Origin of the sequence: Ensifer adhaerens (assembly GCF_002940685.1) — a bacterium.
Lineage (GTDB): Bacteria > Pseudomonadota > Alphaproteobacteria > Rhizobiales > Rhizobiaceae > Ensifer > Ensifer adhaerens_E.
The window spans coordinates 153,602-177,712 of the sequence record NZ_PNFP01000015.1; the positions used below are offsets into that span (position 1 = coordinate 153,602).

The window sequence follows — 24,111 nt, forward strand, 5'->3', positions numbered from 1 at the left end:
CTCCTTTCGCGGACGCCTTATGCAAAACCTCACAGCCACGACCGTTCCGGAACATGTTGCCATCATCATGGATGGCAACGGACGTTGGGCAAACGCGCGCGGATTGCCGCGCACCATGGGGCACCGCAAGGGCGTCGAGACCGTTCGGGCCGCCGTGAAGACGGCGGGCGAACTGGGGATCCGCTATCTCACGCTCTTTGCGTTTTCCTCGGAAAACTGGAGCAGGCCGGCGGCGGAAGTCAGCGACCTCATGGGGCTGCTCAAGACCTTCATCCGCCGGGATCTTGCCGATCTGCACCGCGAGAATGTGCGCATCCGCGTCATCGGTGACCGTTCCAACCTCAGGGGCGATATTCTACCCTTGCTGGTGGAGGCGGAGGAAACGACGCGGGCGAATACGGGGATTACCCTCGTCATCGCCTTCAATTATGGCGCACGGGACGAGATGACACGGGCCATGCGGCACCTGGCGGCGGAAGTCGCAGAAGGGCGGCTGCGCCCGGAGGATATCAATCCCCAGCGTATCGCCGCAACGCTCGACACCTCAGGTATTCCGGACCCGGATCTGATCATCCGCACCAGCGGCGAAGAGCGTCTTTCCAATTTTCTTCTGTGGCAGGGTGCCTATTCGGAACTGATCTTCGTCCCGGAGTTGTGGCCGGACTTCACCCGTGAGACGTTCCTTGCGGCGCTTGAGAAGTACGCCTGCCGGGAGCGCCGCTTCGGCGGCGTGTCCGAACCCACGCTGGCGGTTGGATCCTGATGCAGACTGAACTCAAGCTTCGTATCGCTTCGGGCGTGGTGCTCGCGGCGGTGACACTCGCGGCGACCTGGTTCGGCGGTTTGGCGTTTCAGCTCCTGTCGGCGCTGATCGCCCTGCTCGTCTACTACGAATGGTCGACGATTACCGGTCTCCACGAACGGGATTTCCAGGGCAACGCTCTCGGTTGGCTGGCCCTTGCCGTGATCGCTGGGCTGATCGTCACCGGTTACATCGGCTACAGCCTGCCCGTGCTGGCGGTCTTCGTCGTGCTCGCCTTGCTTTGGGTGTTTCTGCAGAAGACCAGCTGGTGGCTGCCGGGCGGCATTGCCTATGGCGGGCTGACCGGCATCTCGCTTGCAGCGCTCCGTGGCGCCGACGATCTTGGCCTGATGGCGACGCTGTTCGTCTTCGCCGTCGTCTGGGCGACCGATATTTTTGCCTATTTTACCGGTCGCGCGATCGGTGGTCCCAAGCTCGCGCCGCGCATATCGCCCGGCAAGACCTGGTCGGGCGCCATCGGCGGCACAATTTGCGGCATCGTTGCCGGCGTTGCCGTCTTTATGGCTTATTTTTCGCTGCAAGATCTCCGGATTCCGATTATCGCGCTGGTGCTTTCCGTCGCCAGCCAGGTGGGAGACTTGTTCGAATCTTTCATCAAGCGCCGATTTGGGGTGAAGGATTCCAGCCGCCTCATTCCAGGGCATGGCGGCGTTATGGATCGGGTCGACGGGTTGATATTCGCGTGTGTCGCGGCGTTGATTCTGGTCATGGTTCAGTATTTCGTCAGCGATGGGCGCCAGATCGCTTTCGGATCAGTCCTGTATAGCCTTTAACCCAGGCCCGCGGGTGCTTGAGGAACGTTCATGACATATCTGCTTGATGCCCTTCAGATTCTGACCGGCTACGTTGTCCCATTCCTTCTGGTGCTGACGCTTCTGGTCTTCGTGCACGAGATGGGCCACTACCTCGTCGGCCGCTGGTCGGGCATCCGCATCCTCGCCTTTTCGATCGGCTTTGGACCCGAGCTTGTCGGCTGGACCGACCGGCACGGAACCCGGTGGAAGCTGGCGGCAATCCCTCTTGGCGGCTACGTCAAGTTCTATGGCGACGAGGATGCGGCAAGCATACCGGATTACAAGCGCCTGGAGGCGTTGGCGCCGGAAGAGCGCAGCCGGACCTTCCTCGGCGCCAAGCTGTGGAAGCGGGCGGCAACCGTAGCGGCCGGGCCGATCGCGAACTTCATCCTCGCCATCGCCATCTTTGCCGTTCTGTTCTCCGTCTATGGGCGTCAGGTCGCTGACCCCGTCGTTGCGCGGGTGAACGAGAACAGCGCCGCCGCACAGGCTGGCGTCGTTCCAGGGGATCGCCTGATCTCGATCGACAATACGCCTGTTGTCACCTTCGACGACGTCCGCCGCTATGTCAGCGTTCGTCCCGAGATGCCGATCTCGATCCGAATCGAACGCAACGGCGCGATGCTCGATCTGTCGATGGTGCCGCAGCGCACCGAGCTCACGGACCAGTTCGGCAACAAGATGGAAATCGGCGTCATCGGTATCCTGACCGATCAGGAGGCCGGCAACTTCCGCACGGTCACCTATGGCCCGATCGAGGCCGTCGGACAGGGCGTCCTGCAAAGCTGGCACGTTGTCACCGGCACGTTCGACTATCTTTCCAATGTCGTGACCGGTCGGATGAAGGCGGACCAGATCGGTGGGCCGATCCGCGTGGCCAAGGTTTCGGGGCAGATGGCGACGCTTGGAATTCCGTTTTTGCTGAATATTGCTGCGATCCTGTCTGTTTCCATAGGATTGCTTAACCTCATGCCCGTTCCGGTGCTTGATGGCGGCCACTTGATGTTCTATGCGGTTGAGGCCTTGCGCGGAAGGCCGGTGGGCCCGGCCGCGCAGGATGTCGCCTACCGGATCGGTTTTGCCATGGTGCTGATGCTCATGGTGTTTGCCACCTGGAACGACATATCGATGTTCTTCGGCTAGCGTTCGGCCGGGGAAACGGCGAGGGGGATTTCGACGGATACTGTGAACGATTGGTTTTCAACGGCTTGCGACGAAAGGTTTTGTTTACGATAAATCGAAGCTGTAGTGGCCGTTAAGCCACGGTTCGAATTGAAGTAAACAGAAATTAACGAGCTGGCTTGCTTGTATGGGAAAAGCGGTTAAAACGGCAACCGTGACCGGAGTCGGCACGAAATTGCCGCGCGACGTTTGGAAAAGGTAAGATTTGAACATGAAAGCTGGTTCAAGGTTTTTGAACGCGGTGTCGGCGGCTGCGCTGTCAACAAGCATTGTTGTTTCCGGCGCTGGTGTTGGGTTGCTCGCAGGCACGTCCGTTGCAGAGGCCGCCACCATCAGTCGTGTCGAAGTGCGCGGCGCCACGCGCGTCAGCGCTGAAACGGTTCGCGCAAACATCACGATCGTTCCGGGCAAGAGCTTCAGCAACGCCGACATCGACGCTTCCGTGAAGCGCCTGTATGCGACCGGTTACTTCTCCGACGTCAGCATCAACGTGTCCGGTGGGACGCTGGTTGTCAGCGTCAGCGAGAATCAGTTGGTCAACCAGGTCGTCTTCAACGGCAACCGCAAGATCAAGGACGACAAGCTCCAGGGCATCGTGCGCACACAGCCGCTTGGCCCTTACAGCGAAGCGACCGTCGAGACGGACATCCAGAACATCAAGGATGCCTATGCCGCCATCGGTCGTGGCGACGTCACGGTGACGACGCAGGTCGTTCCGGTCGCCGAAGGTCGCGTCAACCTCGCATTCGTCATCAACGAAGGCGAGCGCACCAAGATTTCCCAGATCAACTTCGTCGGCAACGAGGCTTACAGCGACGGTCGCCTGCAGTCCGTTATCGCGACGAAGGAATCGGGTATTTTCTCCTTCATTACCCGCAAGGACGTCTACAACCCGGACAAGCTGCGCGCGGACGAAGAACTGCTGCGTCAGTTCTACTACAACCGCGGTTATGCTGACTTCCAGGTCGTTTCCTCGGATGCCACGCTCAACGAAGCGACCAACGAGTACACGGTGACGATCACCGTCGAAGAAGGTCCGCGCTATGATTTCGGCTCCGTCAACGTCGAATCGACGGTTGAAGGCGTCAATGCCGAAGAACTGAAGGGTCTCGTTCTGAGCCGTGAGGGCTCGGTCTACAAGGCCAAGGACGTTCAGGCGACGATGAGCGAGATTTCCAAGCGTGTCGCTTCGGAGGGCTATCCTTTTGCGCGCGTTACGCCGCGCGGCAACCGCGACCTCGCCAATCACACGATCGCCGTCGACTACCTCGTCGACCAGGGCGAACGTGCCTACGTCGAGCGCATCGAGATCCGTGGCAACACCCGCACGCGCGACTACGTCATCCGTCGCGAGTTCGACATGGGTGAAGGCGACGCCTTCAACCAGGAAATGGTCGCGCGCGCCAAGCGTCGCCTGGAGGCGCTCGGTTACTTCTCGACCGTCAACATCTCGACCGCACCGGGCAGCGCTGCTGACCGCGTCGTCGTCATCGTCGACGTTCAGGACCAGTCGACCGGTTCGTTCGGTATCGGTGCAGGTTACTCTGCCGGTAGCGGCGGTGGCTTCCTCGTCGAAGCGTCGATCGAAGAAAAGAACTTCCTCGGTCGCGGCCAGTATATCCGCGTTGCTGCCGGTCGGGGCGACGAAAGCCGCACGTACAACGTTTCGTTCACGGAGCCGTACTTCCTTGGCTACCGTCTGGCCGCAGGCTTCGACGTCTTCAAGAACGAAAACGACTTCGATGACGACAACTACAGCTACGAAGATCAGGGCTTCAGCCTGCGCGTAACGGCGCCGATCACCGAGAACCTGTCGACGACGCTGCGTTACAACTTCACGCAGTTCGACTATAGCGGCAACGTCGCGAAGCTGTCTTCGCCTTACGTTCGCGCGGTCGAGGGTGGCAACTGGGTTCGTTCGTCGATCTCGCAGTCGATCACCTACAACACGCTCGACGATGCGCAGCTTCCGCACGACGGTATTCTTGCGACCTTCACGCATGAATTCGCCGGCCTCGGTGGTGACTCCGACTTCTACAAGATGACCGGTAAGGCCAAGTGGTACTACACCGTCAACGACGAAGCCGACATCATCGCGTCGCTCGGCGGTAGCGCCGGCCATATCTTCGAAACCGGCAGCGACCTGCAGGTTTTCGACCAGTTCCAGCTCGGTACCAGCGACATCCGCGGCTTCGAGCGCAATGGTATTGGTCCACGCGACAAGGCGACGGGCGACTCGCTCGGTGGCACGACCTACTTCACGGCTTCGGCCGAGGCGACGTTCCCGCTTCCGGGTATCCCGCGTGACAGCGGCTTCCGCGGTGCGGTCTTCGCCGATGCTGGCACGCTCTACAGCAACCAGGTCAAGATGGCTCCGGGCGAAACCGTGCAGGGCAACAACTCGTCGCTGCGTGCGTCGGTCGGTATCGGCCTGATCTGGGCTTCGCCGTTCGGTCCGCTGCGTGTCGACTACGCGTGGCCTGTCGCCAAGGAAGATTTCGACCGGGTGCAGAACCTGAAGTTCGGTATTTCCTCGTCGTTCTGATAAGAAGCAGTCCAGAACTGCCAAAAAAGATCGTTCTGGAGTGTCCATGGAACAGAACTGGTTTTTTCCACCCCATGATGGGATCCGCCTGGGTGACCTGGCGGATCAGATTGGGGCGGAGTTGGTGGATGTCGCGGTCGCAGACCGCGCCGTCCGTTCCGTAGCGCCGGTCTATCGGGCGAAGCCCGGTGACGTCTGCTACATGTTGTCTCGCAAGAGCCGCGCCGAACTCGAAACCTGCGAGGCGTCGGCGATCATCTGCGACAAGGCGATTGCGTCGCTCGTTCCTTCCCATATCCCAGTCCTTCTGACGGCCCGCCCGCATACCGCCTTTGCGCTTGCCGGCACGCTGTTGCACGAGATTGCGATGCGCCCGGCACGCAATACGAGCCTGCGCGGCATCGCGCCCGGCGCGTTTGTGGACCCGACGGCAAGGCTTGAAGACGATGTCGAGGTCGAGCCGATGGCTGTCATTGGTGCCGGCGCCGAGATCGGCCGCGGCACGCGGATTGCAGCCGGCGCGATCATCGGTCCGGGCGTGCGCATCGGTCGCGACTGCACGATTGCCGCAGGCGCGAGCGTGCTCTGTGCGCTCGTCGGCAACAGCGTCATCATCCACCCCGGCGCTCGCATCGGGCAGGACGGCTTTGGCTATGCGCCGGGTCCGAAGGGCGGGATGATCAAGATCGTCCAGGTCGGGCGCGTGATCATCCAGGATCATGTCGAGATCGGCGCGAATACGACGATTGACCGTGGCACGATGGATGACACGGTGATCGGCGAGGGCACCAAGATCGACAATCTCGTTCAAGTCGGTCACAACGTGCGCATCGGTCGCTATTGCGGCATCGTCAGCGGTGTCGGCATCGCCGGTAGCACGAAGATCGGCGACGGCGTCATGATTGGCGGCGGCAGCGGCGTCAATGGCCACATTACCGTCGGCGACGGCGTCCAGATCGCTGCCATGAGCGGCGTGGCGGCCGATGTTCCGGCCGGCGAACGTTATGGCGGTATTCCGGCGCGCCCGATGCGTGATTTCCTGCGCGACGTTGCGGAAATGGCCATGCGGGCAGAGGAAAGACAGAAAAAGAAGAAGGGCGGCGCGAATGAGTGAAGCAGCAACGGTTCTCGGTACGGCGGATATTCAGGAAATCCTGAAACTGCTTCCCCATCGCTACCCATTTCTGCTCGTCGATCGCATCATCGAGATCGACGGCGACAATTCGGCGATCGGCATCAAGAACGTTTCGGCGAACGAGCCGCATTTCACCGGCCACTTCCCCGAGCAGCCGATCATGCCTGGCGTCCTGCTCGTCGAGGGCATGGCGCAGACGGCCGGCGCGATCTGTGCCCGCAAGGTCGGAACCGGCACGAACCTCGTCTATTTCATGACCATCGACAATGCGCGTTTCCGCAAGCCGGTCGTGCCCGGCGATCGCGTCGAGTTCCATGTCGTCAAGCAGAAGCAGCGTGGCAATATCTGGAAATTTCACTGTGATGCAAAAGTTGACGGGCAACTTGTCGCAGAAGCTGATATCGGCGCGATGATAGTCAGCAAGGAAGACGCCTGAACATGATTGCAGCATCTGCGAAGATCCACCCGTCCTCGATCGTCGAGAGCGGGGCTGTGATCGGCGAGAACGTCAAGATCGGCCCGTTTTGCTTTATCGGGCCGAAAGTCGTTCTGGGCGACGACGTCGAGCTTCTCAGCCATGTCGTGGTGTCCGGCCGCACGAGCGTCGGCAAGGGCACGAAGATTTTTCCGAACGCCGTGGTCGGCGGCGATTCGCAAAGCGTTCATCACAGCGCCGTCGATACCGAACTGCTGATCGGCGCCAACTGCACGATCCGCGAAGGCGTGACGATGAACACGGGGACCGTCGAACATGGCGGCAAGACGATCGTCGGCGACAACAACCTCTTTCTTGCCAATTCGCACGTGGCGCATGATTGCCGCCTCGGCAACAACATCATCCTGTCCAACAACGTGATGCTGGCCGGCCATGTCACGGTCGAGGACCGCGTCATTCTCGGGGGCGGCTGCGCGGTGCACCAGTTCACGCGCGTGGGCCGTCAGGCCTTTATCGGCGGTCTGTCGGCCGTCAGCTACGATGTCATTCCTTATGGCATGCTCAACGGCAACCCCGGTCTGCTCAGCGGGCTGAATGTTGTCGGCATGACCCGGGCCGGCATCGATCGCGCCACGATCCACGTGGTCCGCCGGGCCTACAAGCAGATCTTCGAAGGGCCGGAATCGATCCGCGCCAATGCCGCAGCGATCCGCGAAGACTATATTGATTGTGCGCCGGTCATTGAAATTCTCGATTTCATCGGCGCCGAGAGTGATCGGGCGCTGTCGTCGCCGCAGCGCGGCAAGGCCTGACCGTGATGTCTTCTGCCGCGAGCCGTGCAGCGACCGGCGGCCGGCTCGCAATCATCGCTGGGGGGGGCGCACTGCCCCATCACGTCGCCGAAGCGGTTCGCGCACGCGGCGAGGATCCCTACATCATCGCGCTCTCGCGTGAAGCGGAAGAAGCCGATTGGGTCGGTTTCGACCACTCGGTGCTGGCGATCGGCGATTTCGCCAATATCAGCCGCACGTTTCGCGACGAAGGGATCGACCGCGTCGTTTTGTCCGGCTGGGTTCGGCGCCGTCCGGAATGGCGTGATATCCGCCCGACGCTGCGCACCCTTGCAAAGATACCGTCCGTTCTGAAGACATTGGTCTCGGGCGGGGACGATGCTGTCCTGCGCATGGCGATGCAACTGATCGAGGCAAGCGGCGCGCATGTCATCGGCGTGCACGAGGTGGTTCCCAATCTGCTGGCCGAGCCGGGCCCCATAGGGGCTGTAACCCCCGACGGCGACGACCGGCGCGATATAGAAGCGGGTATAGCCGCCGCCAATGCGCTCGGTACGCTCGACGTGGGGCAGGGGGCTGTTGCGATTGGCGGGCGTGTCGTGGCGCTCGAGGGGGCCGAAGGCACGGATGCCATGCTTGAGCGCGTCGCCAGGCTGAAGGCCGAGGGGCGTGTCTCCTCCCGCCGGCGCGGCGTCCTCGTCAAGCTTTGCAAGCCCGGACAGGATCTGCGCGCCGATCTGCCGTCGATCGGTCCGTCGACCATCGCCCTTGCCGAGCGGGCCGGTCTCGCCGGCGTTGCCGTCGAGGCCGGGCGGGCGCTCGTGCTTGAACGCGATGAAGTGGTCGAGGTCGCCGATCGCGCGGGGCTGTTCGTCGCCGGGGTCGAGCGCACACCTGGAGGCATCGGGAGATGAGCGCGCCGCGCTACAAGCTTGCGGTCATTGCCGGCGAAGTTTCCGGCGATCTTCTCGGCGCCGACCTCGTTCGCGCCCTTCGGACACAGGGCCGTTCCGAAGTCGAGCTGGTCGGCGTTGGCGGCGAGGCATTGGAGGCCGAAGGTCTTCGCTCGCTCTTCGACTACTCCGAACTGTCGATCATGGGCTTCACGCAGGTGCTGGCGCGTCTCCCGAAGCTGATCATGCGCATCCGGCAGACGGCAAAGGCGATCATCGCGGCCCGGCCCGATGCGCTTCTGATCATCGACAGCCCGGATTTCACCCACCGCGTCGCGCGCAAGGTCCGCGCCGCGCTGCCGGATCTGCCTGTCATCAACTACGTCTGCCCGAGTGTCTGGGCCTGGAAACCGGAGCGGGCGCCGCGCATGCGCGGTTATGTCGATCACGTGCTCGCGGTCTTGCCGTTCGAGCCGGAAGCGATGGAGCGGCTGCAGGGCCCGCCGACCACCTATGTCGGCCACCGCCTTGCAAGCGACGCCAACGTGCTTGCCGTGCGTGCCAGCCGACAGCAGCGCCTTGCCGGCGCCAGCGACGGGCGCATTTCGACGTGCCTTCTCCTGCCGGGCTCACGCTCAAGCGAAGTCGGCCGCTTGCTGCCGATCTTCCGCGCGACGGTCGACGAACTCGCCGCCCGCCATCCGGGCATTCGCTTCCTGCTGCCCACCGTGCCGCGCCAGGAGAGATTGGTGCGGGAAATCACCGCATCCTGGGCGATCCAGCCGGAGATTTCCGTCGGTGCGGCCGACAAATGGGCCGCCTTCGACCGAGCCGACGCGGCGATCGCTGCTTCCGGCACGGTCATTTTGGAACTCGCTCTGGCCGGCGTGCCCGTCGTCTCGACCTATGCGCCTGACTTTCTGGTGAAGCTCCTGCACAAGCGCATCCGCATCTGGAGTGGAGCGCTGCCCAACCTGATCGCGGATTTCCCGATCGTCACGGAATACTTCGGCGAGTCGATCCGTCCCGGTGCATTGACGCGCTGGATGGAGCGGCTTTCGGGTGCAACGGCGCAACGCGCCTCGATGCTGGACGGCTACGCGCTCGTGCAACAGCGCATGGCGACCGATCAGCCGCCCGGCGAGATGGCAGCCGGGATCGTTCTTGGCTATCTCAATCGAAACAATCTGAATTCATAGCCCCTTGAGCGGGGCGCCGGCTCCCTCAACACATCGAACCCGCCAGCGTGCGGCACGCCGAAGGCTGCCTGCGGCCGAGATCGTTGCCGGCTTCCATCGATCAGCGAAATTCGAACGAAACTCTAGAAAAACAAAAGCCCGGTCATTGATGACCGGGCTTTGTTTGTTTGTCTTGGCTGATGCCGATTAGCGCTTGGAGACCGGCACGTAGTCGCGCTGCGGAGCGCCGACATAGAGCTGGCGCGGACGGCCGATGCGCTGTTCCGGATCTTCGATCATTTCGTTCCACTGCGCGATCCAGCCGACGGTGCGGGCGAGCGCGAAGAGCACGGTGAACATGGTGGTGGGGAAGCCGAGCGCCTTCAGCGTGATGCCCGAGTAGAAGTCGATGTTCGGGTAGAGCTTCTTCTCGATGAAGTACTCGTCGGTGAGCGCGATGCGCTCGAGTTCCATCGCCACTTCGAGAAGCGGATCGTCCTTGTGACCGAGTTCGGCGAGCACTTCATGCGTGGTCTTCTGCATGATCTTGGCGCGCGGATCGTAGTTCTTGTAGACGCGGTGACCGAAGCCCATCAGGCGGAACGGGTCATTCTTGTCCTTGGCGCGGGCGATGAATTCCGGGATGCGGTCGGCCGTGCCGATTTCGGCGAGCATGTTGAGCGCCGCTTCGTTGGCGCCGCCGTGGGCCGGGCCCCAGAGGCAGGCGATGCCGGCCGCGATGCAGGCGAACGGGTTGGCACCCGACGAGCCGGCGAGGCGAACGGTCGAGGTCGACGCATTCTGCTCGTGGTCGGCGTGCAGGATGAAAATACGATCCATGGCGCGCGACAGAACCGGGTTGACGACATATTCTTCGCACGGAACGGCAAAGCACATGCGCAGGAAGTTCGACGCGTAGTCGAGATCGTTCTTCGGGTAAACGAAGGGCTGGCCAATGTGGTACTTGTAGGCCATCGCCGCGATCGTCGGCATCTTGGCGATCATGCGCAGCGAAGCGACCATGCGCTGGTGCGGATCGGTGATGTCGGTCGAGTCATGGTAGAACGCCGACAGGGCGCCGACGCAACCGCACATGACGGCCATCGGGTGTGCGTCGCGGCGGAAGCCGGTAAAGAAGCGCGACATCTGCTCGTGCACCATGGTGTGGTGCGTGACACGATAGTCGAAGTCGGCCTTCTGCGCCTTCGTCGGCAGTTCGCCGTAGAGCAGCAGGTAGCAGACTTCGAGGAAGTCGCCGTGCTCGGCAAGCTGTTCGATCGGATAGCCGCGATGCAGCAGCACGCCTTCGTCGCCGTCGATATAGGTGATCTTGGATTCGCACGATGCCGTCGACGTGAAGCCCGGATCGTAGGTGAACATCTTCGTCTGCTTGTAGAGCGAGCCGATGTCTACGACGTCTGGGCCGATGGACCCAGATCGCACCGGAAGATCCGCCGACTTTCCATCGAGTGTTACAACCGCGGTTTTATCAGTCATCGGACCCTCCGTCTTATGGCAACGTGGCACACAGACGTGCCACGACAATGAACGTTGCGAATTTGCTATATGATTTATTTTCGACTGCCAAGCTGTACGAAAGGCAAATTGTGCGATGCGAAAATGTGCATATGGCGACGCAATAAGGGCATGTTACGGCAATAAGTCCAAAGAGATCAATAAGCTCGTCCGATGATGGTGCGGTACCATTCTATATAGGTTTGCCGCTTTTTTCGGCAGATAGCGCCTCGGTTGCAGTTGCGTGACGTTGGTTGCATGATCGGCCGCGAACTTAGGGGCCAAAGTGCGGGCGCAATGAGCGAAACGGAAATGCGGCAAGGGTCGCTCGACGTCGAACGCGACAGCTTCAGGCTGCCCGGATCCGATGCCGCCGCCGTCGCCCCAGCCTCGGCCACAAGCGGGCGCCGGGCCCCGTTTCTCGGGCAGCCATGGCGGGAAATCGCGGCTCGCATGGCGCGCTTGCGGCCCGCCGCGCTGAAGCCGGTGTTCCTCGCGGCGATCGAAGAGGAGAGGGCATTCGGTCACGGTTTCGTGTTGATCCCGGTGTTCATGATCTTCGGCGTGCTTGCCTGGCTGGCGTTGCCCTTCGACCTCCGGATTGCCAATCTTGCAGTGCTGCTTTGCATTTTCGGAATGGCAGCGCTGGCGTGCAGGGGGAGGCTCGGCTCCTTGAGGGGCCCGTTGACCGCGGTGTCTCTGTTCATGACAGGCATGCTGCTGGTCGCGGTCGAGACATGGCGCACCGACACGGTTGTTCTTGATGCACCGGTGACGACTGACGTGCGGGGCGTGGTTTTTTCCCGCGAGCAGGACGACCGTGGCCGATGGCGGTACGGGGTAGACGTCGAGGAAACGAGCAGGCCGAAGCTGCGCCGCCAGCCGCTGAAGGTGACGCTGGTGGCGCGGAACTCCGGGGATCCGTTCCCGCTCGGCGCCTCGATCGAGGGCAGGGCGCGGCTGTCTCCGCCGTCGGGCCCGGCGCTGCCCGGTCTCAACGATTTCGCCTTCGACAGCTATTTCAAGGGCGTCGGCGCCGTCGGATTTTTCTACGGTGCGCCCAGGCAATCCGAGAAGGCTGCAACCGGGGATCCCGGCACGACGGGTTCGCTGCTTTCGGCGGTGGCGACCAGCATGGCCGCAATGCGCGAGACGGTCGGCGAGAGGATCCGCGCGGCGATCGGAGGCGATACCGGCGCGCTGGCAGCGGCGCTCGTCACCGCCGAGGAGCGGGCAATCAGCCGGCAAACGGTCGAGGTGCTGCGGCAGGCGGGGCTCGCGCATGTGCTGGCGATCTCCGGTCTCAACATGGCGCTCGCGGCCGGAACGTTCCTGATCGGCGCACGCACTGTTCTCAGCATGGTTCCCGGGCTGGCGCATCGTGTGCCGATCAAGAAGATCGCTGCGGCCGGCGCGCTGCTGATGGTCTGCCTCTATATTCTCATCTCCGGCGGGGCCGTGTCGGCGCTTCGCGCCTGGATCATGATTTCGATCATGCTGGTCGCGGTGTTCTTCGATCGCATGTCGATCAGTCTGCGCAACGTTGCGCTTGCCGCAATCGTCATCGTGGTTCTCATGCCTTCGGCGGTGGCGGGGCCCGGTTTCCAGATGTCGTTCGCCGCGACCCTGGCGCTCGTAGCCGGTTATGGACGCTGGCGTGAGCGGCGTGCAACGCAGACCGAAGTGGCCGACCGCGGCGCGAAGGGGCGTCTGCTTGCCGGCATCGCCGCAGGCATCCTCGTCACGTCACTCATCGGCGGCCTGGCAACGTCGGTCTATTCGATCGCCTACTTCCACAGGCTGCCGGCCTATGGGCTGCTTGCGAACATTCTCACCATGCCGCTGATCAGCATAGTGATCATGCCGTTCGGCCTGTTCGCCATGCTGCTGATGCCGTTCGGGCTCGAGCAATTGCCTTTGGCGGCGATGGCATGGGGCCTCGACCGGATGCTCGATGTTGCCCGCTTCGTGACCTCGCTCGACGGCGAAGTCGTTACCGGCCGGATCGGTTCTATCGGCTTCGTGCTGATCGCGATCGGCGGCGTCGTTGTCTGCGTGCTGCGCAGCTGGCTCGCCATCTCTGGCCTGGTGCTGATCTGTGCGGGTTTGTTCAGCCTGACACTCGAAGATGGCAGCCTGCCCGACATCGTGATCGCCGAAGATGGCCGGCTCGTCGGTCTGGTTACGGATAGCGCCATCGCGACGAACCGTCCACGCCCGCCGGACTTCGTGTTTTCACAATGGCAACGGGCGCTCGCCGTGGGAAAACACGCGCCGCCGGCCATGCTTGCCCCTGCGGTCGACGATCTTTATCCGGCTATGGACAAGGCGGCCGGAAAGGCGCCGCCGATAGGCGGGGAAAAGGTCGCTGCGATCCGCGCGGATTTTTCATCGGCCATCAATACAAGCACGGAAGGCAGTTTCGTCTGCCGCGAAAAGCAGTGGTGCGCGGCGCGCAACGGCATTGGCTGGACGATCGTCACCCTCGAAAACCCGCGCCTTTTTCCCGCGTTGTGCGATCAGGCGGACCTGGTCATCGTTGCCGCCCGGGTCGATGTCGAAGCATGCCGGGCGAGCCGCGCCCGCATCGTGGATGCGCGGATGCTTCGCCGCACGGGCGCGATCGAAATTCGAGCGGAACCGCGAAAAGGGCAGGGCACGCCTCTCCTGCAGTTCCGGTCGGCCTTCACGACGCTTGCCCGCCCTTGGGAGCGCCATCGCACCTATGATTGGCGCAGCGGTGCCTTCGTCGAAGAGCAGCCTGCGTTCTGAAAACGCCGGCGCGATTGCGGCAATGGAAGGTTGCGAAATTATTCTTGATTGATAAACTCCACAAATCCTTGTCATCCGGTTTTCCTTTGCGTAAAGAGCCCCGGAAGCGCGCAAGGGTAGCGGCGGATGACGGCAAGACCCTTCGCCACGACATGACGATATCGACCAGTACGTGAGGAACGAGATGCCGAGACGAGCCCGACCGACGATCAATTTGCTGGGAGCCGCGATGTTGGTCCTGTCCTCGGCCGCTTCGCCGACGGTTGCCTTTGCGCAGGCGACGAGCGAGGCAGCGACGCCGGCACCCGTGGTCAACGGCACACAGGGCGGCGCAGCCACGCCGACAGCGTCGGCGCCAACCGCATCGGCGCCAGTGGAAGGCCAAGGCACGGTAGAAACCGTTCCGGCGACCGACTCGGCGGCGCAGGCGCAGCCGGCGCTGCAAGTCGCTCCGGCCGGCTCGGGTGACGCGTCTTCAGCGGCGGGCGCCGCGACCGCGGTGGAAAGCGCGCCGGCAGCTGCCGAAGGCGGGGCAAGCCCGGTCTTGCCGCACGACCTCTCGCCGATCGGCATGTTCATGGCCGCCGACGTCGTGGTGAAGAGCGTGATGATTGGCCTGGCGCTGGCGTCCGTCGCCACCTGGGCAATCTTCCTGGTCAAGTTTCTGGAGCTCGTCGGCGCCAAGGCGCGGCTCACGCGGGCGGTACGCCTCCTGTCGGCCGCCAACGGCCTGGCAGACGTGAAGGCGGCCTTCGACGGGAAGTCGGGACCGGCGGCCGAGATGGTTGCCGCCGCGATCGACGAAATGGCCCGCTCGGAGGCGGTGATCGATCATGCGCCGGCAGGCGGGCTGAAGGAACGTGTCACCTCGCTCTTGACCCGCATCGAAGTTCGCGCCGGCAAGCGCATGACGAGCGGCACCGGTATTCTCGCCTCGATCGGTTCGGTCGGCCCGTTCGTCGGCCTCTTCGGCACGGTCTGGGGGATCATGAATTCCTTCATCGGCATCAGCAAGGCGCAGACGACCAATCTGGCAATCGTGGCGCCGGGTATCGCCGAGGCGCTGCTGGCGACTGCCATCGGCCTGGTGGCGGCAATCCCCGCCGTCGTCATCTACAACTATTTTGCCCGCTCGGTCGGCGGCTACAAGGTGGTTCTCGCCGATGCTGCGGCAGCCGTGGAGCGGCTCGTCAGCCGCGACCTCGACCATCGCCTGGCCCGCAAGGCGCAGCCGCGCCGTCAGGACTTCGGTCATGCGGAGACAACCATCGCAAGGATCGGGTGACCCATGGCTGGAAAAATCAGCGACGGCGGCGGCGATCTCGACGAAAACAGCGAGATCAACGTCACCCCCTTCATCGACGTCATGCTGGTGCTGCTGATCATCTTCATGGTGGCAGCGCCGCTCGCGACCGTGGACATGAAGGTGGATCTGCCGCAATCGGCCGCCAAGCCCACGCCACGCGACGACAAGCCGGTCTTCGTGACCTTGAAGGCTGATCTGGTGCTGGCGATCGGCAATGAGGAAACGGCGCGCGAAAGTTTTCCGGAAGAGCTGAAGCGGCTGACAGACGGCAATACGGAGACGCGTATCCTGCTGAGGGCGGACAAGGCCGTGGACTATGGTGAACTGATGACGGTGATGAACCTCATCCAGAACGCCGGCTATACCAAGATTGCTCTCGTCGGCTTGGAAGGTGCGCCGGGGCGCTGATGCCGGGACGGCAGTCGCGTTGCCCGCGACTTCGCCGTTTGCCGTGCAATTCCCTCCCGTTTTTCCGGCGCATTTTGCCGCTGTCGCTTGAAACCGGCCGGACGCCGATTTATGAGCTTACCTCAAAGGCTTTCCGATGGGAGCCAGAAGACGATCGTGCGCGCTTGCCCGAAAGGCGGGCGCCGCGCCTATCCGGACACGAGGGCACTACCATGAATTTCGAAGCAGCGCGCACCAAGATGGTGGACAACCAGATCCGGACGACGGATGTCACGTCCCACTCGGTCCTGTCCGCGTTCCTCACCGTGCCGCGCGAGGAGTTCGTGCCTGCCAAGATGAAGGAACTCGCCTACATCGACACCGATATCGCGCTCGACGTGGCCAGTGGTAGCGCGCCGCGCTACCTGATGGAGCCGTCGCCGCTCGCCAAACTTCTCCAGCTGGCCGAAATCGCCAAGTCCGATGTGGTCCTGGAAATCGGCTGCGGCACCGGCTACGCGTCGGCATTGCTGTCGCAGGTTGCAGGGTCCGTTGTCGCGCTCGAAAGCGATGAGGGGCTTGCGGCCACCGCGACCGAAACGCTGTCACGCCTCGGCTACGACAATATCGCCGTCGTGACCGGCGAACTCGAGAAGGGCTATGCCGCCGAGGCGCCCTACGACGTCATCTTCGTTCACGGCTCGGTCGAGGTCCTGCCGGCCGATCTGTTCGCTCAACTGCGCGACGGCGGCCGACTTGTCGTCGTGGAAGGATTTGGCAACGCTTCTCGCGCTAAACTCTATGTACACGAGCACGGAAAGACCTCCGAGCGACCCGACTTCAACACCGCGGTCAAGCCGCTTCCCGGCTTCCGCCGTGCACAGGAATTTGTCTTTTGAGGTCCCTCTTGTTGAGGGATATCAACAATTATTTGTGCTGCTAAAATGACAATGTTGCCAATTCGCAACGGGGTACTTGTTTCTTTTTGAAATGGCTGCGCAGAGTATGGCTCGCCAGTTGTCGGAATCCTGATTCCGGGTTTCAAAGAGTGCAGTGGTAGTGATTTGCTCACCAGTGGGCGGTGTGAGCGCTTTCATCGCCGTGTCTAGGCGGCGCCGTTCTTCGCAAAGGGAACAGCGCCGCGGAATTAGAGGGCAGGCTTTGCCGCCCCGATCGGAGAGAGAAGTAATGGTGTCGATTGTCCGCAAAGCGGCCCTCTTGGCCGCCGTTTCGACGAGTTTGCTGCTTGCCCCGCAGGCAGTGATGGCCGAAACGATCTTCGGCGCAATGGCCAAAGCCTACGCAAACAACCCGGACCTGAACGCCGCGCGGGCCGGCCTGAGGGCGACTGACGAAAGCGTGCCGATCGCCAAGTCCGGCTTTCGGCCCCAGGTTGCAGCTTTCGCCTCAGGAACGCTTTCGACCGTCGAACGCGAGAAGAGCACTTCCGCCGATTTCCACCAGGGACAGGTCGGCATCACCATAAACCAGATGGTCTTTGACGGCTTTCAGACGCTGAACAATGTCCGCGCCGCCGAATCGAACGTGTTTGCGACGCGCGAATCGCTGCGCGCCAACGAGATATCGATTCTGCTTTCGGCCGCGACCATCTACTCCAACATTGCGCGCGACCAGCAGCTCGTCTCGATCCGCAAGCAGAACATCGCCTTCCTTCAGGAGCAGGTGAACGCGGCGAAAGCCCGCCTCGACGTGGGTGAGGGCACTCGCACGGACGTCAGCCTCGCCGAGGCGTCGCTCGCCAACGCCCAGTCGCAGCTCATCGTCGCTGTTGCACAGTTGAAGCAGAGCGAAGCGACCTATGTGCAGATCGTCGGTGACGTGCCGCGCGGCATCAAGCAGGCTTCGCCGGCCTCAAAGGCCCTGCCGCGTTCGCTCGATCAGGCCGTCGCGACCGGTCTGCGCGAAAGCCCGATCATTCTCTCGGCCCAGTACTCCGTTGATTCGGCCGGGTATCAGGTCAAGTCGGCGGAAGGCTCCATGCTTCCCGGCGTGACCCTGCAGGGCCAGGTCGGCCGCACCACCGGCAATACCGGCACCGATGGCCTCGACAGCAACAGCTCCAGCATCACGGCGCGCCTTGAAGTGCCGATCTACCAGGGCGGCCGCGAATACGGCCAGATCCGTCAGGCAAAGGAACGTCTCGGCCAGCAACGTATCCTGGTCGATTCCGCCCGCGCTTCGGTGCAGCAGACCATCGTTTCCGCCTATGCCCAGCTCGAAGCGGCGATCGCCCGCATCTCCGCAAACAAGGCGCAGATCTCCGCCGCCAAGCTGGCGCTCGACGGCGTGATCGAAGAGCGCAAGGTTGGCCAGCGCACGACCCTCGACGTGCTCGATTCGCAGCAGGATGTGCTTCAGGCGCAGGAACTTCTCGCGCTGGCGCAGCGCGACGCGGTCGTTGCCAGCTATTCGCTGCTTGCCGCTTCTGCGCGGCTGACGGTCAGGGATCAGGGGCTACAGGTTGCCGAGTACCGTGCCGAAGAGCACTACGAGGTCGTCAAGGACAAATGGTTCGGTCTGCGAACCGTCGACGGTCGATAAGAGCGTCTTCTCGTCTATCTGGACATTGCAGCAACGCCCTGGGTATTCCCGGGGCGTTTCTATTTTTTCCCCTGAAAACAAATCTGTGCAAGAATCTGAGTGGCTGATTCGTGGCGTATGTTTCGTCCGCGAACTCACTTAAGGTTTGTCGGAAATCGGCGCATGTCCAGTTTTGGAACACATGTCTGCCGCGTCAAACGAGGATGGAAATGGCACAGCTCAATGTCGCGCGTGAACCGTCGATGGATGAAATCCTGGCATCCATCCGCAAGATCATTGAGAGCAACGAGCCCGGGCAAGCCGGATTTTCGCCGCAGGAGCAGTTCGAGGACGAGACGAGCGACGAGATCGAGCTGACCATCGACAGCGAGATCGAGACGATCGCTTTTGGCCGGCGGGACGAGCGCGACGAGGCGCAGCAGCCGGTCTCTGCCGCGCCGGCCACCGAAAGCTCGGCTGTTTCGTCGGAAGCGTCGTCGGTGGCACAGCCGCCACTTTCGCTTGCCGATGTCGCGGCACGGGTTCGCGCCGCATCCGAGCGTCACGCGACGGGCTTTACCGGACGCGAGGTCCCGCCCGCACCGCAGGTCGTCGCCATTCAGGACAGCCCGGTGGTCACCGCGCGCATGGCGGCGGTTTCCGCGCCGAAAACGCCGTTGATCGAGCCGGTTGTTGCCCCGCCTGTGCGGGTAGAGCCGGACGTGGCCGCAACGCCGGCGGTCGAAGAGGTCCGCGAAGTCGCAAGCGCTGCACCCCCGGTGGCCGCTGTTTCGCTGGACGTGCCCGCGCCTGAGAAAGCGCTGGCCGCGATCCTCTCTCCGGAAGTCGGCCGCAAGGTGGCCCAGTCCTTCGGCGATCTCGCCCACGCCGTGGACCAGGGGTCGCGCCGCTCGTTCGATGAAATTGCCGAGGCGATGCTTCGTCCGATGCTGCAGGAATGGCTGGACGACAATCTGCCGACGCTCGTCGAACGGCTCGTTCGCGAGGAAATCGAGCGCGTCGCGCGCGGTCCGCGCCGCTAAAACTGCGGAACCGTAATCAAAGAAGCCGCGCGATCGTCGCGGCTTTTTGCGTTCGTGTTGACTTGCACCGGCCGTTCCGGTTTACAAGACGTTGACATCAATCTCCTAAATTGGCTCCAAAATGCTTGATAAGACCTACGATTCCGCATCCGTCGACCCGCGTATCGCTAAGAAGTGGGACGAAGAAAACGCGTTTCGTGCAGGGGCGGGTGCCAAGCCCGGCGCCGACAGTTTCTGCATCGTGATCCCGCCGCCGAACGTGACCGGTTCGCTGCACATGGGACACGCGCTCAACAACACGCTGCAGGACGTGCTGGTGCGTTTCGAACGCATGCGCGGCAAGGACGTGTTGTGGCAGCCGGGCATGGACCATGCGGGCATCGCCACCCAGATGGTCGTCGAGCGCAAGCTGATGGAGAGCCAGCAGCACCGCAGGCAGATGGGCCGCGAAGCCTTCATCGAAAAGGTCTGGGAATGGAAGGCCGAATCCGGTGGCCTGATCTTCAACCAGTTGAAGCGGCTCGGCGCCTCCTGCGACTGGTCGCGCGAACGCTTCACCATGGACGAAGGGCTGTCCGAGGCCGTTCTGGAGGTCTTCGTTTCGCTCTACAAGGAAGGCCTGATCTACAAGGACAAGCGCTTGGTCAACTGGGATCCCAAGCTTCTGACCGCAATTTCGGATCTGGAGGTCGAGCAGCACGAGATCAATGGCAACCTCTGGCACTTGCGCTATCCGCTCGAGCCCGGCGTGACCTTCGATTATCCGGTTGCCTTCGATGAAGACGGCAAGGCGACCGAGTGGGAGAAGCGCGACTACCTCGTCGTCGCCACCACGCGTCCCGAAACCATGCTCGGAGACAGCGGCATCGCCGTCAATCCGGAGGATGAGCGCTACAAGCCGCTGATCGGCAAGCACGTCATCCTGCCGATCGTCGGCCGTCGCATCCCTGTTGTCGCAGACGACTATGCCGACCCGACCGCCGGCACCGGCGCGGTGAAGATCACGCCTGCGCACGATTTCAACGATTTCGACGTCGGCAAGCGCGCGGGCCTGCGTGCGATCAACATCATGACGATCGAGGGGCGCATCACCATCAAGGACAACGAGGATTTCCTCGAGGGTCTGGCCGAGCCGGCTTCCCTGCATGGTGCCTGGGACGAGCTTGAGGGCAAGGACCGCTTCGAAGCGCGCAGGATCATCGTTCGCATCTTCGAAGAGGCAGGTCTGCTCGACAAGATCGAGCCGCACAAGCACATGGTTCCCCATGGCGACCGCGGCGGCGTGCCGATCGAGCCGCGCCTGACGGAACAGTGGTACGTCGACGCCAAGACGCTCGCCAAGCCGGCGATCGCTGCGGTCAAGGAGGGGCGGACCAACTTCGTTCCGAAGAACTGGGAGAAGACCTACTACGAGTGGATGGAGAACATTCAGCCCTGGTGCGTTTCCCGCCAGCTCTGGTGGGGACATCAGATTCCGGCCTGGTACGGCCCGGACGGCCAGGTCTTCGTCGAGAAGACCGAGGAAGAGGCACTGCACGCGGCGATCCAGCATTATCTGGCGCATGAAGGCCCGATGAAGGCCTATGTCGAGGACCTGCTTGAAAACTTCAAGCCGGGCGAGATCCTGACGCGCGACGAAGACGTTCTCGACACCTGGTTCTCCTCGGCGCTCTGGCCGTTCTCCACGCTTGGCTGGCCGAACGAGACGCCGGAACTGGAGAAATACTACCAGACCGACGTGCTGGTCACCGGCTTCGACATCATCTTCTTCTGGGTCGCCCGAATGATGATGATGGGCCTGCATTTCATGAAGGATGCGGACGGCACCCCGGTCGAACCCTTCCATACGGTCTACGTCCACGCGCTCGTTCGCGACAAGAACGGCCAGAAGATGTCGAAGTCGAAGGGCAACGTCATCGATCCGCTCGAGCTGATCGACGAGTATGGCGCCGACGCCTTGCGCTTCACGCTCGCGATCATGGCGGCTCAGGGACGCGACGTGAAGCTCGACCCGGCCCGCATTGCCGGCTACCGCAACTTCGGTACCAAGCTGTGGAACGCGACGCGTTTTGCCCAGATGAACGGTGTGACCAGCAGCGATGGCTTCATTCCGGAAGCTGCGTCGCTGACCATCAACCGCTGGATCCTTACGGAGTTGTCGCGCACCATCCTCGACGTCACCGAGGCGCTCGATGCCTATCGCTTCAACGACGCGGCTGGCAGCCTCTACCGCTTCGTCTGGAACCAGTTCTGCGACTGGTACCTCGAACTGCTGAAGCCCGTCTTCGGTGGCGAGGACGAAGCGGCGAAACGCGAATCGCAAGCGTGCGTCGCCTATGTTCTCGACGAGATCTACAAGCTGCTGCACCCGTTCATGCCGTTCATGACGGAAGAGCTCTGGGCGCAGACGGCAGGCGAAGGACAGGAGCGTCCGACGCTGCTGTGCCACGCGGAATGGCCGGCGCCGTCCTATGCCGACGACACTGCCGCCGACGAGATCAACTGGCTGATCGATCTCGTATCGGGCATTCGCTCGGTCCGTTCGGAGATGAACGTCCCGCCGGCAGCAACGGCACCGCTGATCGTCGTCGGCGCCAACAACCTGACGCGGGAGCGCCTGCAGCAGCATGCCCAGGCCATCGGCCGCCTGGCGCGCGTCGAACACATCGACCATGCCACTGTTGCGCCGCGCGGCAGCGCCCAGATCGTCATTGGCGAGGCGACGGCCTGCCTGCCGCTCGGCAACCTGATCGACCTCTCCGCCGAAAAGGCGCGGCTTGAGAAGGCCATCGCCAAGGTGGAGGCAGAGCGCGAGCGGATTCTCGGAAAGCTGGCCAATGAAAAGTTCGTGGCCAACGCAAAGCCGGAACTGGTCGAAGCGGAGCGTGAACGCCTCGTCGAGCTCGACCTTCAGAAGGACTCGCTCGGCGTCGCGCTCACGCGCGTCGCCGAGGCCGGTTGACACGGGCAATTCAGCCGGGGTGAACAAGCGCCAAGAGAGCGCCCAGCCCCCAAAAGATCGAAATCCGCGGCAGAAATGTCGCGGATTTCCTTATTTTAGAAATGCAAAATAGTCTTACTCTTCCGAGGCTTGGGATTGATTCGCCCAGCTGAATCCGATGCGGCGGCAAGAAACCGCCCGTGGCTTTTCAGCGGAACTTCAACGGAGTTTTTCGCTGTTCTACCGCAAAAAGCGATAATGTTGTCCAAGTGACACAGCTTTCAGATGATTTGGAAATCCATTCTAATTTAGTGGATTTCGTGCGCACTTTTAGCAAAATGGTTTCGATTTGGCGCGATTGTGTCTAAATCATGAGAATCTTACGTAAATTTTGCGACCGATCGTGTCGGGCACCTGCAACATCTCGCATTTGCGATTTCACAGGATCGTGAGAATACTTCCGCCACACGACATGAGGTGGAATGTCGCAGGTTGCAGTGCAGGGGGAGGAGCTGGATGGCTCACATGAATTTTAAGCGGGGCGTTCTGTCGGTTGCGGCTGGATTGCTGTTCGCGTCGGCGGCTCATGCGGGCGGTCTTGAGCGCGGTGGTTACAACATCGATCTGCTGTTTGATCCGTCGGACTATGCCGCAGAAGCATCGGCGACCTATGTCAATCCGCAGCGCGAACTCAACAACGTTGAAGATATCAATCCGGCCAACGGCGCGCCTGGCGGTCCGTCTGACGGCGTTCGCGATACCGAGAGCTACTGGGTGCCGCGCGTTGGCATCAAGGCCGCCATTGGCGATAGCTTCGACTGTATGGCTGACTATTCGCAGCCCTGGGGCGCGCACTCCAAGCCCGGCGTCAACTGGGCCGGTGCCAATGACAACACCGAAACCAAGGTTGAGAGCGACAACTACGCTGCGACCTGCTCCTATAAGTGGGCGGTCGGTCCGGGCCAGTTCCGCGTCATCGGCGGCGTCTTCTACCAGGAAGTCAGCGGCTTCAAGGAGCGCCTTGTTCGGCCGCCGGTTCCTGCATTTGGAACGAGCGGCATAGGCCGTCTCGATCTCGAAGGGGACGGATGGGGCTGGCGTGCGGGCGTGGCCTACGAAATTCCGGAATATGCCGTTCGTGCGAGCCTCGTTTACAATAGCGCGGTCGATCTCGACAACCTCTCGGGTTCGATCGATCTGCGAGACGCGCTTCCCGTCGTCGGGACGAAGTATGGGGTCTCGGGCTTTGCTTCAATGCCCGATTCGCTGGAGTTGAAGGTGCAGTCCGGTATCGCGCCGGATTGGGTGGCCTTCGGTTCGGTCAAGTGGACCGACTGGAGCCAGCTTCAGGTCCTGAAGTTCTGCCCTGGCCCGGGCGCGAATCCGATTACTCAGCCGTGCACGAGCCTCAACCTGCTTTACCGTGACGGCTGGACGATTTCGGGCGGTATCGGTCACAAGTTTACCGACAAGCTCAGCGGCGCGGCCAGCATCACCTGGGACCGAGGCACCAGCCACGGCTTCGGCACGCAGACCGACACCTGGAGTTTCGGCAGCGGCCTTTCTTATGCGGCGACCGAAAACCTCGAGTTTCGCCTTGCCGGTGCAGTCGGCATCCTGACGGGCGGCAGCTCGGGTCCGCAAACCTTCAACGGTGAACCGGTCGGCAACGACGTGAAATATGATTTCGACGACGATTTCTTCGCGGCCGTCTCGACCTCGATCAAGATCAAGTTCTGATCTTTCACTTATCTAGCAGTTAAGGGCCCGGTTTTTACCGGGCCTTTCTTTTGTGTGGAACCCCTTAACCAAGCGTCCGCACTGTCTCG

The 24,111-nt window shown here is 62.2% G+C and carries 18 protein-coding genes; 17 read left to right on the plus strand and 1 reads right to left on the minus strand.

Features of this window, described 5'->3' with window-relative positions; genetic code table 11:
* The first annotated feature begins 19 nt into the window (after positions 1-19).
* From C1A35_RS26635 to lpxB, 9 genes are all read left to right on the plus strand, one after another.
* A complete protein-coding gene (locus C1A35_RS26635) occupies positions 20-763 on the plus strand; it encodes an isoprenyl transferase (protein ID WP_104667254.1) in 744 nt (247 codons plus the stop codon).
* Complete coding sequence (locus C1A35_RS26640; RefSeq protein WP_104667255.1) at positions 763-1,596, plus strand: phosphatidate cytidylyltransferase; 834 nt, start codon at positions 763-765, stop codon at positions 1,594-1,596. Before C1A35_RS26635 ends, C1A35_RS26640 begins: the two co-directional genes overlap by 1 nt.
* 30 nt (positions 1,597-1,626) lie before the next feature.
* Positions 1,627-2,760: an RIP metalloprotease RseP gene (gene rseP / locus C1A35_RS26645; RefSeq protein ID WP_104667256.1), complete on the plus strand. Its 1,134-nt coding sequence runs from the start codon at positions 1,627-1,629 to the stop codon at positions 2,758-2,760.
* Between the two features lie 250 nt (positions 2,761-3,010).
* Entirely contained in the window at positions 3,011-5,344 is a 2,334-nt protein-coding gene (gene bamA, locus C1A35_RS26650) for an outer membrane protein assembly factor BamA (protein ID WP_104667313.1), read from the plus strand.
* A gap of 46 nt (positions 5,345-5,390) precedes the next feature.
* The gene (gene lpxD, locus C1A35_RS26655; RefSeq protein WP_104667257.1) at positions 5,391-6,458 is read left to right on the plus strand and encodes a UDP-3-O-(3-hydroxymyristoyl)glucosamine N-acyltransferase; all 1,068 of its coding nucleotides are present in this window, start codon (positions 5,391-5,393) and stop codon (positions 6,456-6,458) included.
* On the plus strand, positions 6,451-6,915 hold the full coding sequence (fabZ, locus tag C1A35_RS26660; RefSeq protein WP_034796695.1) for a 3-hydroxyacyl-ACP dehydratase FabZ: 465 nt from the start codon (positions 6,451-6,453) through the stop codon (positions 6,913-6,915). Before lpxD ends, fabZ begins: the two co-directional genes overlap by 8 nt.
* Positions 6,912-7,727 carry an acyl-ACP--UDP-N-acetylglucosamine O-acyltransferase gene (gene lpxA, locus C1A35_RS26665; RefSeq protein WP_199773035.1) on the plus strand — a complete coding sequence of 272 codons (816 nt, stop codon included), beginning with the start codon at positions 6,912-6,914 and terminating at the stop codon, positions 7,725-7,727. The genes fabZ and lpxA overlap by 4 nt, the downstream gene beginning before the upstream one ends.
* Positions 7,728-7,732: 5 nt before the next feature.
* Positions 7,733-8,620 carry an LpxI family protein gene (locus C1A35_RS26670; protein WP_104667259.1) on the plus strand — a complete coding sequence of 296 codons (888 nt, stop codon included), beginning with the start codon at positions 7,733-7,735 and terminating at the stop codon, positions 8,618-8,620.
* Positions 8,617-9,798, plus strand: coding sequence for a lipid-A-disaccharide synthase (gene lpxB, locus C1A35_RS26675; protein ID WP_104667260.1), 1,182 nt, complete (start codon positions 8,617-8,619; stop codon positions 9,796-9,798). Before C1A35_RS26670 ends, lpxB begins: the two co-directional genes overlap by 4 nt.
* Positions 9,799-9,984: 186 nt before the next feature.
* On the opposite strand, the gene gltA is transcribed toward lpxB, so the two are convergent.
* Positions 9,985-11,274, minus strand: coding sequence for a citrate synthase (gene gltA / locus C1A35_RS26680; RefSeq protein ID WP_034796688.1), 1,290 nt, complete (start codon positions 11,272-11,274; stop codon positions 9,985-9,987).
* Between the two features lie 315 nt (positions 11,275-11,589).
* Between gltA and C1A35_RS26685 the strand changes: the two genes are divergently transcribed.
* The 8 genes from C1A35_RS26685 to C1A35_RS26720 all read left to right on the plus strand — a co-directional run bounded on the left by C1A35_RS26685 (position 11,590) and on the right by C1A35_RS26720 (position 24,022).
* Positions 11,590-14,064 carry a ComEC/Rec2 family competence protein gene (locus C1A35_RS26685; protein ID WP_234823025.1) on the plus strand — a complete coding sequence of 825 codons (2,475 nt, stop codon included), beginning with the start codon at positions 11,590-11,592 and terminating at the stop codon, positions 14,062-14,064.
* A gap of 184 nt (positions 14,065-14,248) precedes the next feature.
* Positions 14,249-15,349, plus strand: coding sequence for a tonB-system energizer ExbB (gene exbB, locus C1A35_RS26690; protein ID WP_199773033.1), 1,101 nt, complete (start codon positions 14,249-14,251; stop codon positions 15,347-15,349).
* 3 nt (positions 15,350-15,352) lie between these two features.
* Positions 15,353-15,778: a TonB system transport protein ExbD gene (gene exbD / locus C1A35_RS26695; protein ID WP_104667261.1), complete on the plus strand. Its 426-nt coding sequence runs from the start codon at positions 15,353-15,355 to the stop codon at positions 15,776-15,778.
* A gap of 212 nt (positions 15,779-15,990) precedes the next feature.
* Positions 15,991-16,656: a protein-L-isoaspartate O-methyltransferase family protein gene (locus C1A35_RS26700; RefSeq protein WP_104667262.1), complete on the plus strand. Its 666-nt coding sequence runs from the start codon at positions 15,991-15,993 to the stop codon at positions 16,654-16,656.
* Between the two features lie 289 nt (positions 16,657-16,945).
* Entirely contained in the window at positions 16,946-18,319 is a 1,374-nt protein-coding gene (locus C1A35_RS26705) for a TolC family outer membrane protein (RefSeq protein WP_104667263.1), read from the plus strand.
* 209 nt (positions 18,320-18,528) lie between these two features.
* The gene (locus C1A35_RS26710; protein WP_104667264.1) at positions 18,529-19,341 is read left to right on the plus strand and encodes a PopZ family protein; all 813 of its coding nucleotides are present in this window, start codon (positions 18,529-18,531) and stop codon (positions 19,339-19,341) included.
* Positions 19,342-19,462: 121 nt separating this feature from the next.
* Positions 19,463-22,303 carry a valine--tRNA ligase gene (locus C1A35_RS26715; RefSeq protein ID WP_104667265.1) on the plus strand — a complete coding sequence of 947 codons (2,841 nt, stop codon included), beginning with the start codon at positions 19,463-19,465 and terminating at the stop codon, positions 22,301-22,303.
* A gap of 495 nt (positions 22,304-22,798) precedes the next feature.
* Entirely contained in the window at positions 22,799-24,022 is a 1,224-nt protein-coding gene (locus tag C1A35_RS26720) for an OmpP1/FadL family transporter (protein ID WP_104667266.1), read from the plus strand.
* The last annotated feature ends 89 nt before the right edge of the window (positions 24,023-24,111 follow it).

What these genes read in the sequence shown, in the direction of transcription:
- C1A35_RS26635 (WP_104667254.1), top strand. Translation starts at nt 20, where the DNA reads ATGCAAAACCTCACAGCCACGACCGTTCCGGAACATGTTGCCATCATC.
- C1A35_RS26640 (WP_104667255.1), top strand. Translation starts at nt 763, where the DNA reads ATGCAGACTGAACTCAAGCTTCGTATCGCTTCGGGCGTGGTGCTCGCG.
- rseP (WP_104667256.1), top strand. Translation starts at nt 1,627, where the DNA reads ATGACATATCTGCTTGATGCCCTTCAGATTCTGACCGGCTACGTTGTC.
- bamA (WP_104667313.1), top strand. Translation starts at nt 3,011, where the DNA reads ATGAAAGCTGGTTCAAGGTTTTTGAACGCGGTGTCGGCGGCTGCGCTG.
- lpxD (WP_104667257.1), top strand. Translation starts at nt 5,391, where the DNA reads ATGGAACAGAACTGGTTTTTTCCACCCCATGATGGGATCCGCCTGGGT.
- fabZ (WP_034796695.1), top strand. Translation starts at nt 6,451, where the DNA reads ATGAGTGAAGCAGCAACGGTTCTCGGTACGGCGGATATTCAGGAAATC.
- C1A35_RS26670 (WP_104667259.1), top strand. Translation starts at nt 7,733, where the DNA reads ATGTCTTCTGCCGCGAGCCGTGCAGCGACCGGCGGCCGGCTCGCAATC.
- lpxB (WP_104667260.1), top strand. Translation starts at nt 8,617, where the DNA reads ATGAGCGCGCCGCGCTACAAGCTTGCGGTCATTGCCGGCGAAGTTTCC.
- gltA (WP_034796688.1), bottom strand. Translation starts at nt 11,274, where the DNA reads ATGACTGATAAAACCGCGGTTGTAACACTCGATGGAAAGTCGGCGGAT.
- C1A35_RS26685 (WP_234823025.1), top strand. Translation starts at nt 11,590, where the DNA reads ATGAGCGAAACGGAAATGCGGCAAGGGTCGCTCGACGTCGAACGCGAC.
- exbB (WP_199773033.1), top strand. Translation starts at nt 14,249, where the DNA reads ATGCCGAGACGAGCCCGACCGACGATCAATTTGCTGGGAGCCGCGATG.
- exbD (WP_104667261.1), top strand. Translation starts at nt 15,353, where the DNA reads ATGGCTGGAAAAATCAGCGACGGCGGCGGCGATCTCGACGAAAACAGC.
- C1A35_RS26700 (WP_104667262.1), top strand. Translation starts at nt 15,991, where the DNA reads ATGAATTTCGAAGCAGCGCGCACCAAGATGGTGGACAACCAGATCCGG.
- C1A35_RS26705 (WP_104667263.1), top strand. Translation starts at nt 16,946, where the DNA reads ATGGTGTCGATTGTCCGCAAAGCGGCCCTCTTGGCCGCCGTTTCGACG.
- C1A35_RS26710 (WP_104667264.1), top strand. Translation starts at nt 18,529, where the DNA reads ATGGCACAGCTCAATGTCGCGCGTGAACCGTCGATGGATGAAATCCTG.
- C1A35_RS26715 (WP_104667265.1), top strand. Translation starts at nt 19,463, where the DNA reads ATGCTTGATAAGACCTACGATTCCGCATCCGTCGACCCGCGTATCGCT.
- C1A35_RS26720 (WP_104667266.1), top strand. Translation starts at nt 22,799, where the DNA reads ATGGCTCACATGAATTTTAAGCGGGGCGTTCTGTCGGTTGCGGCTGGA.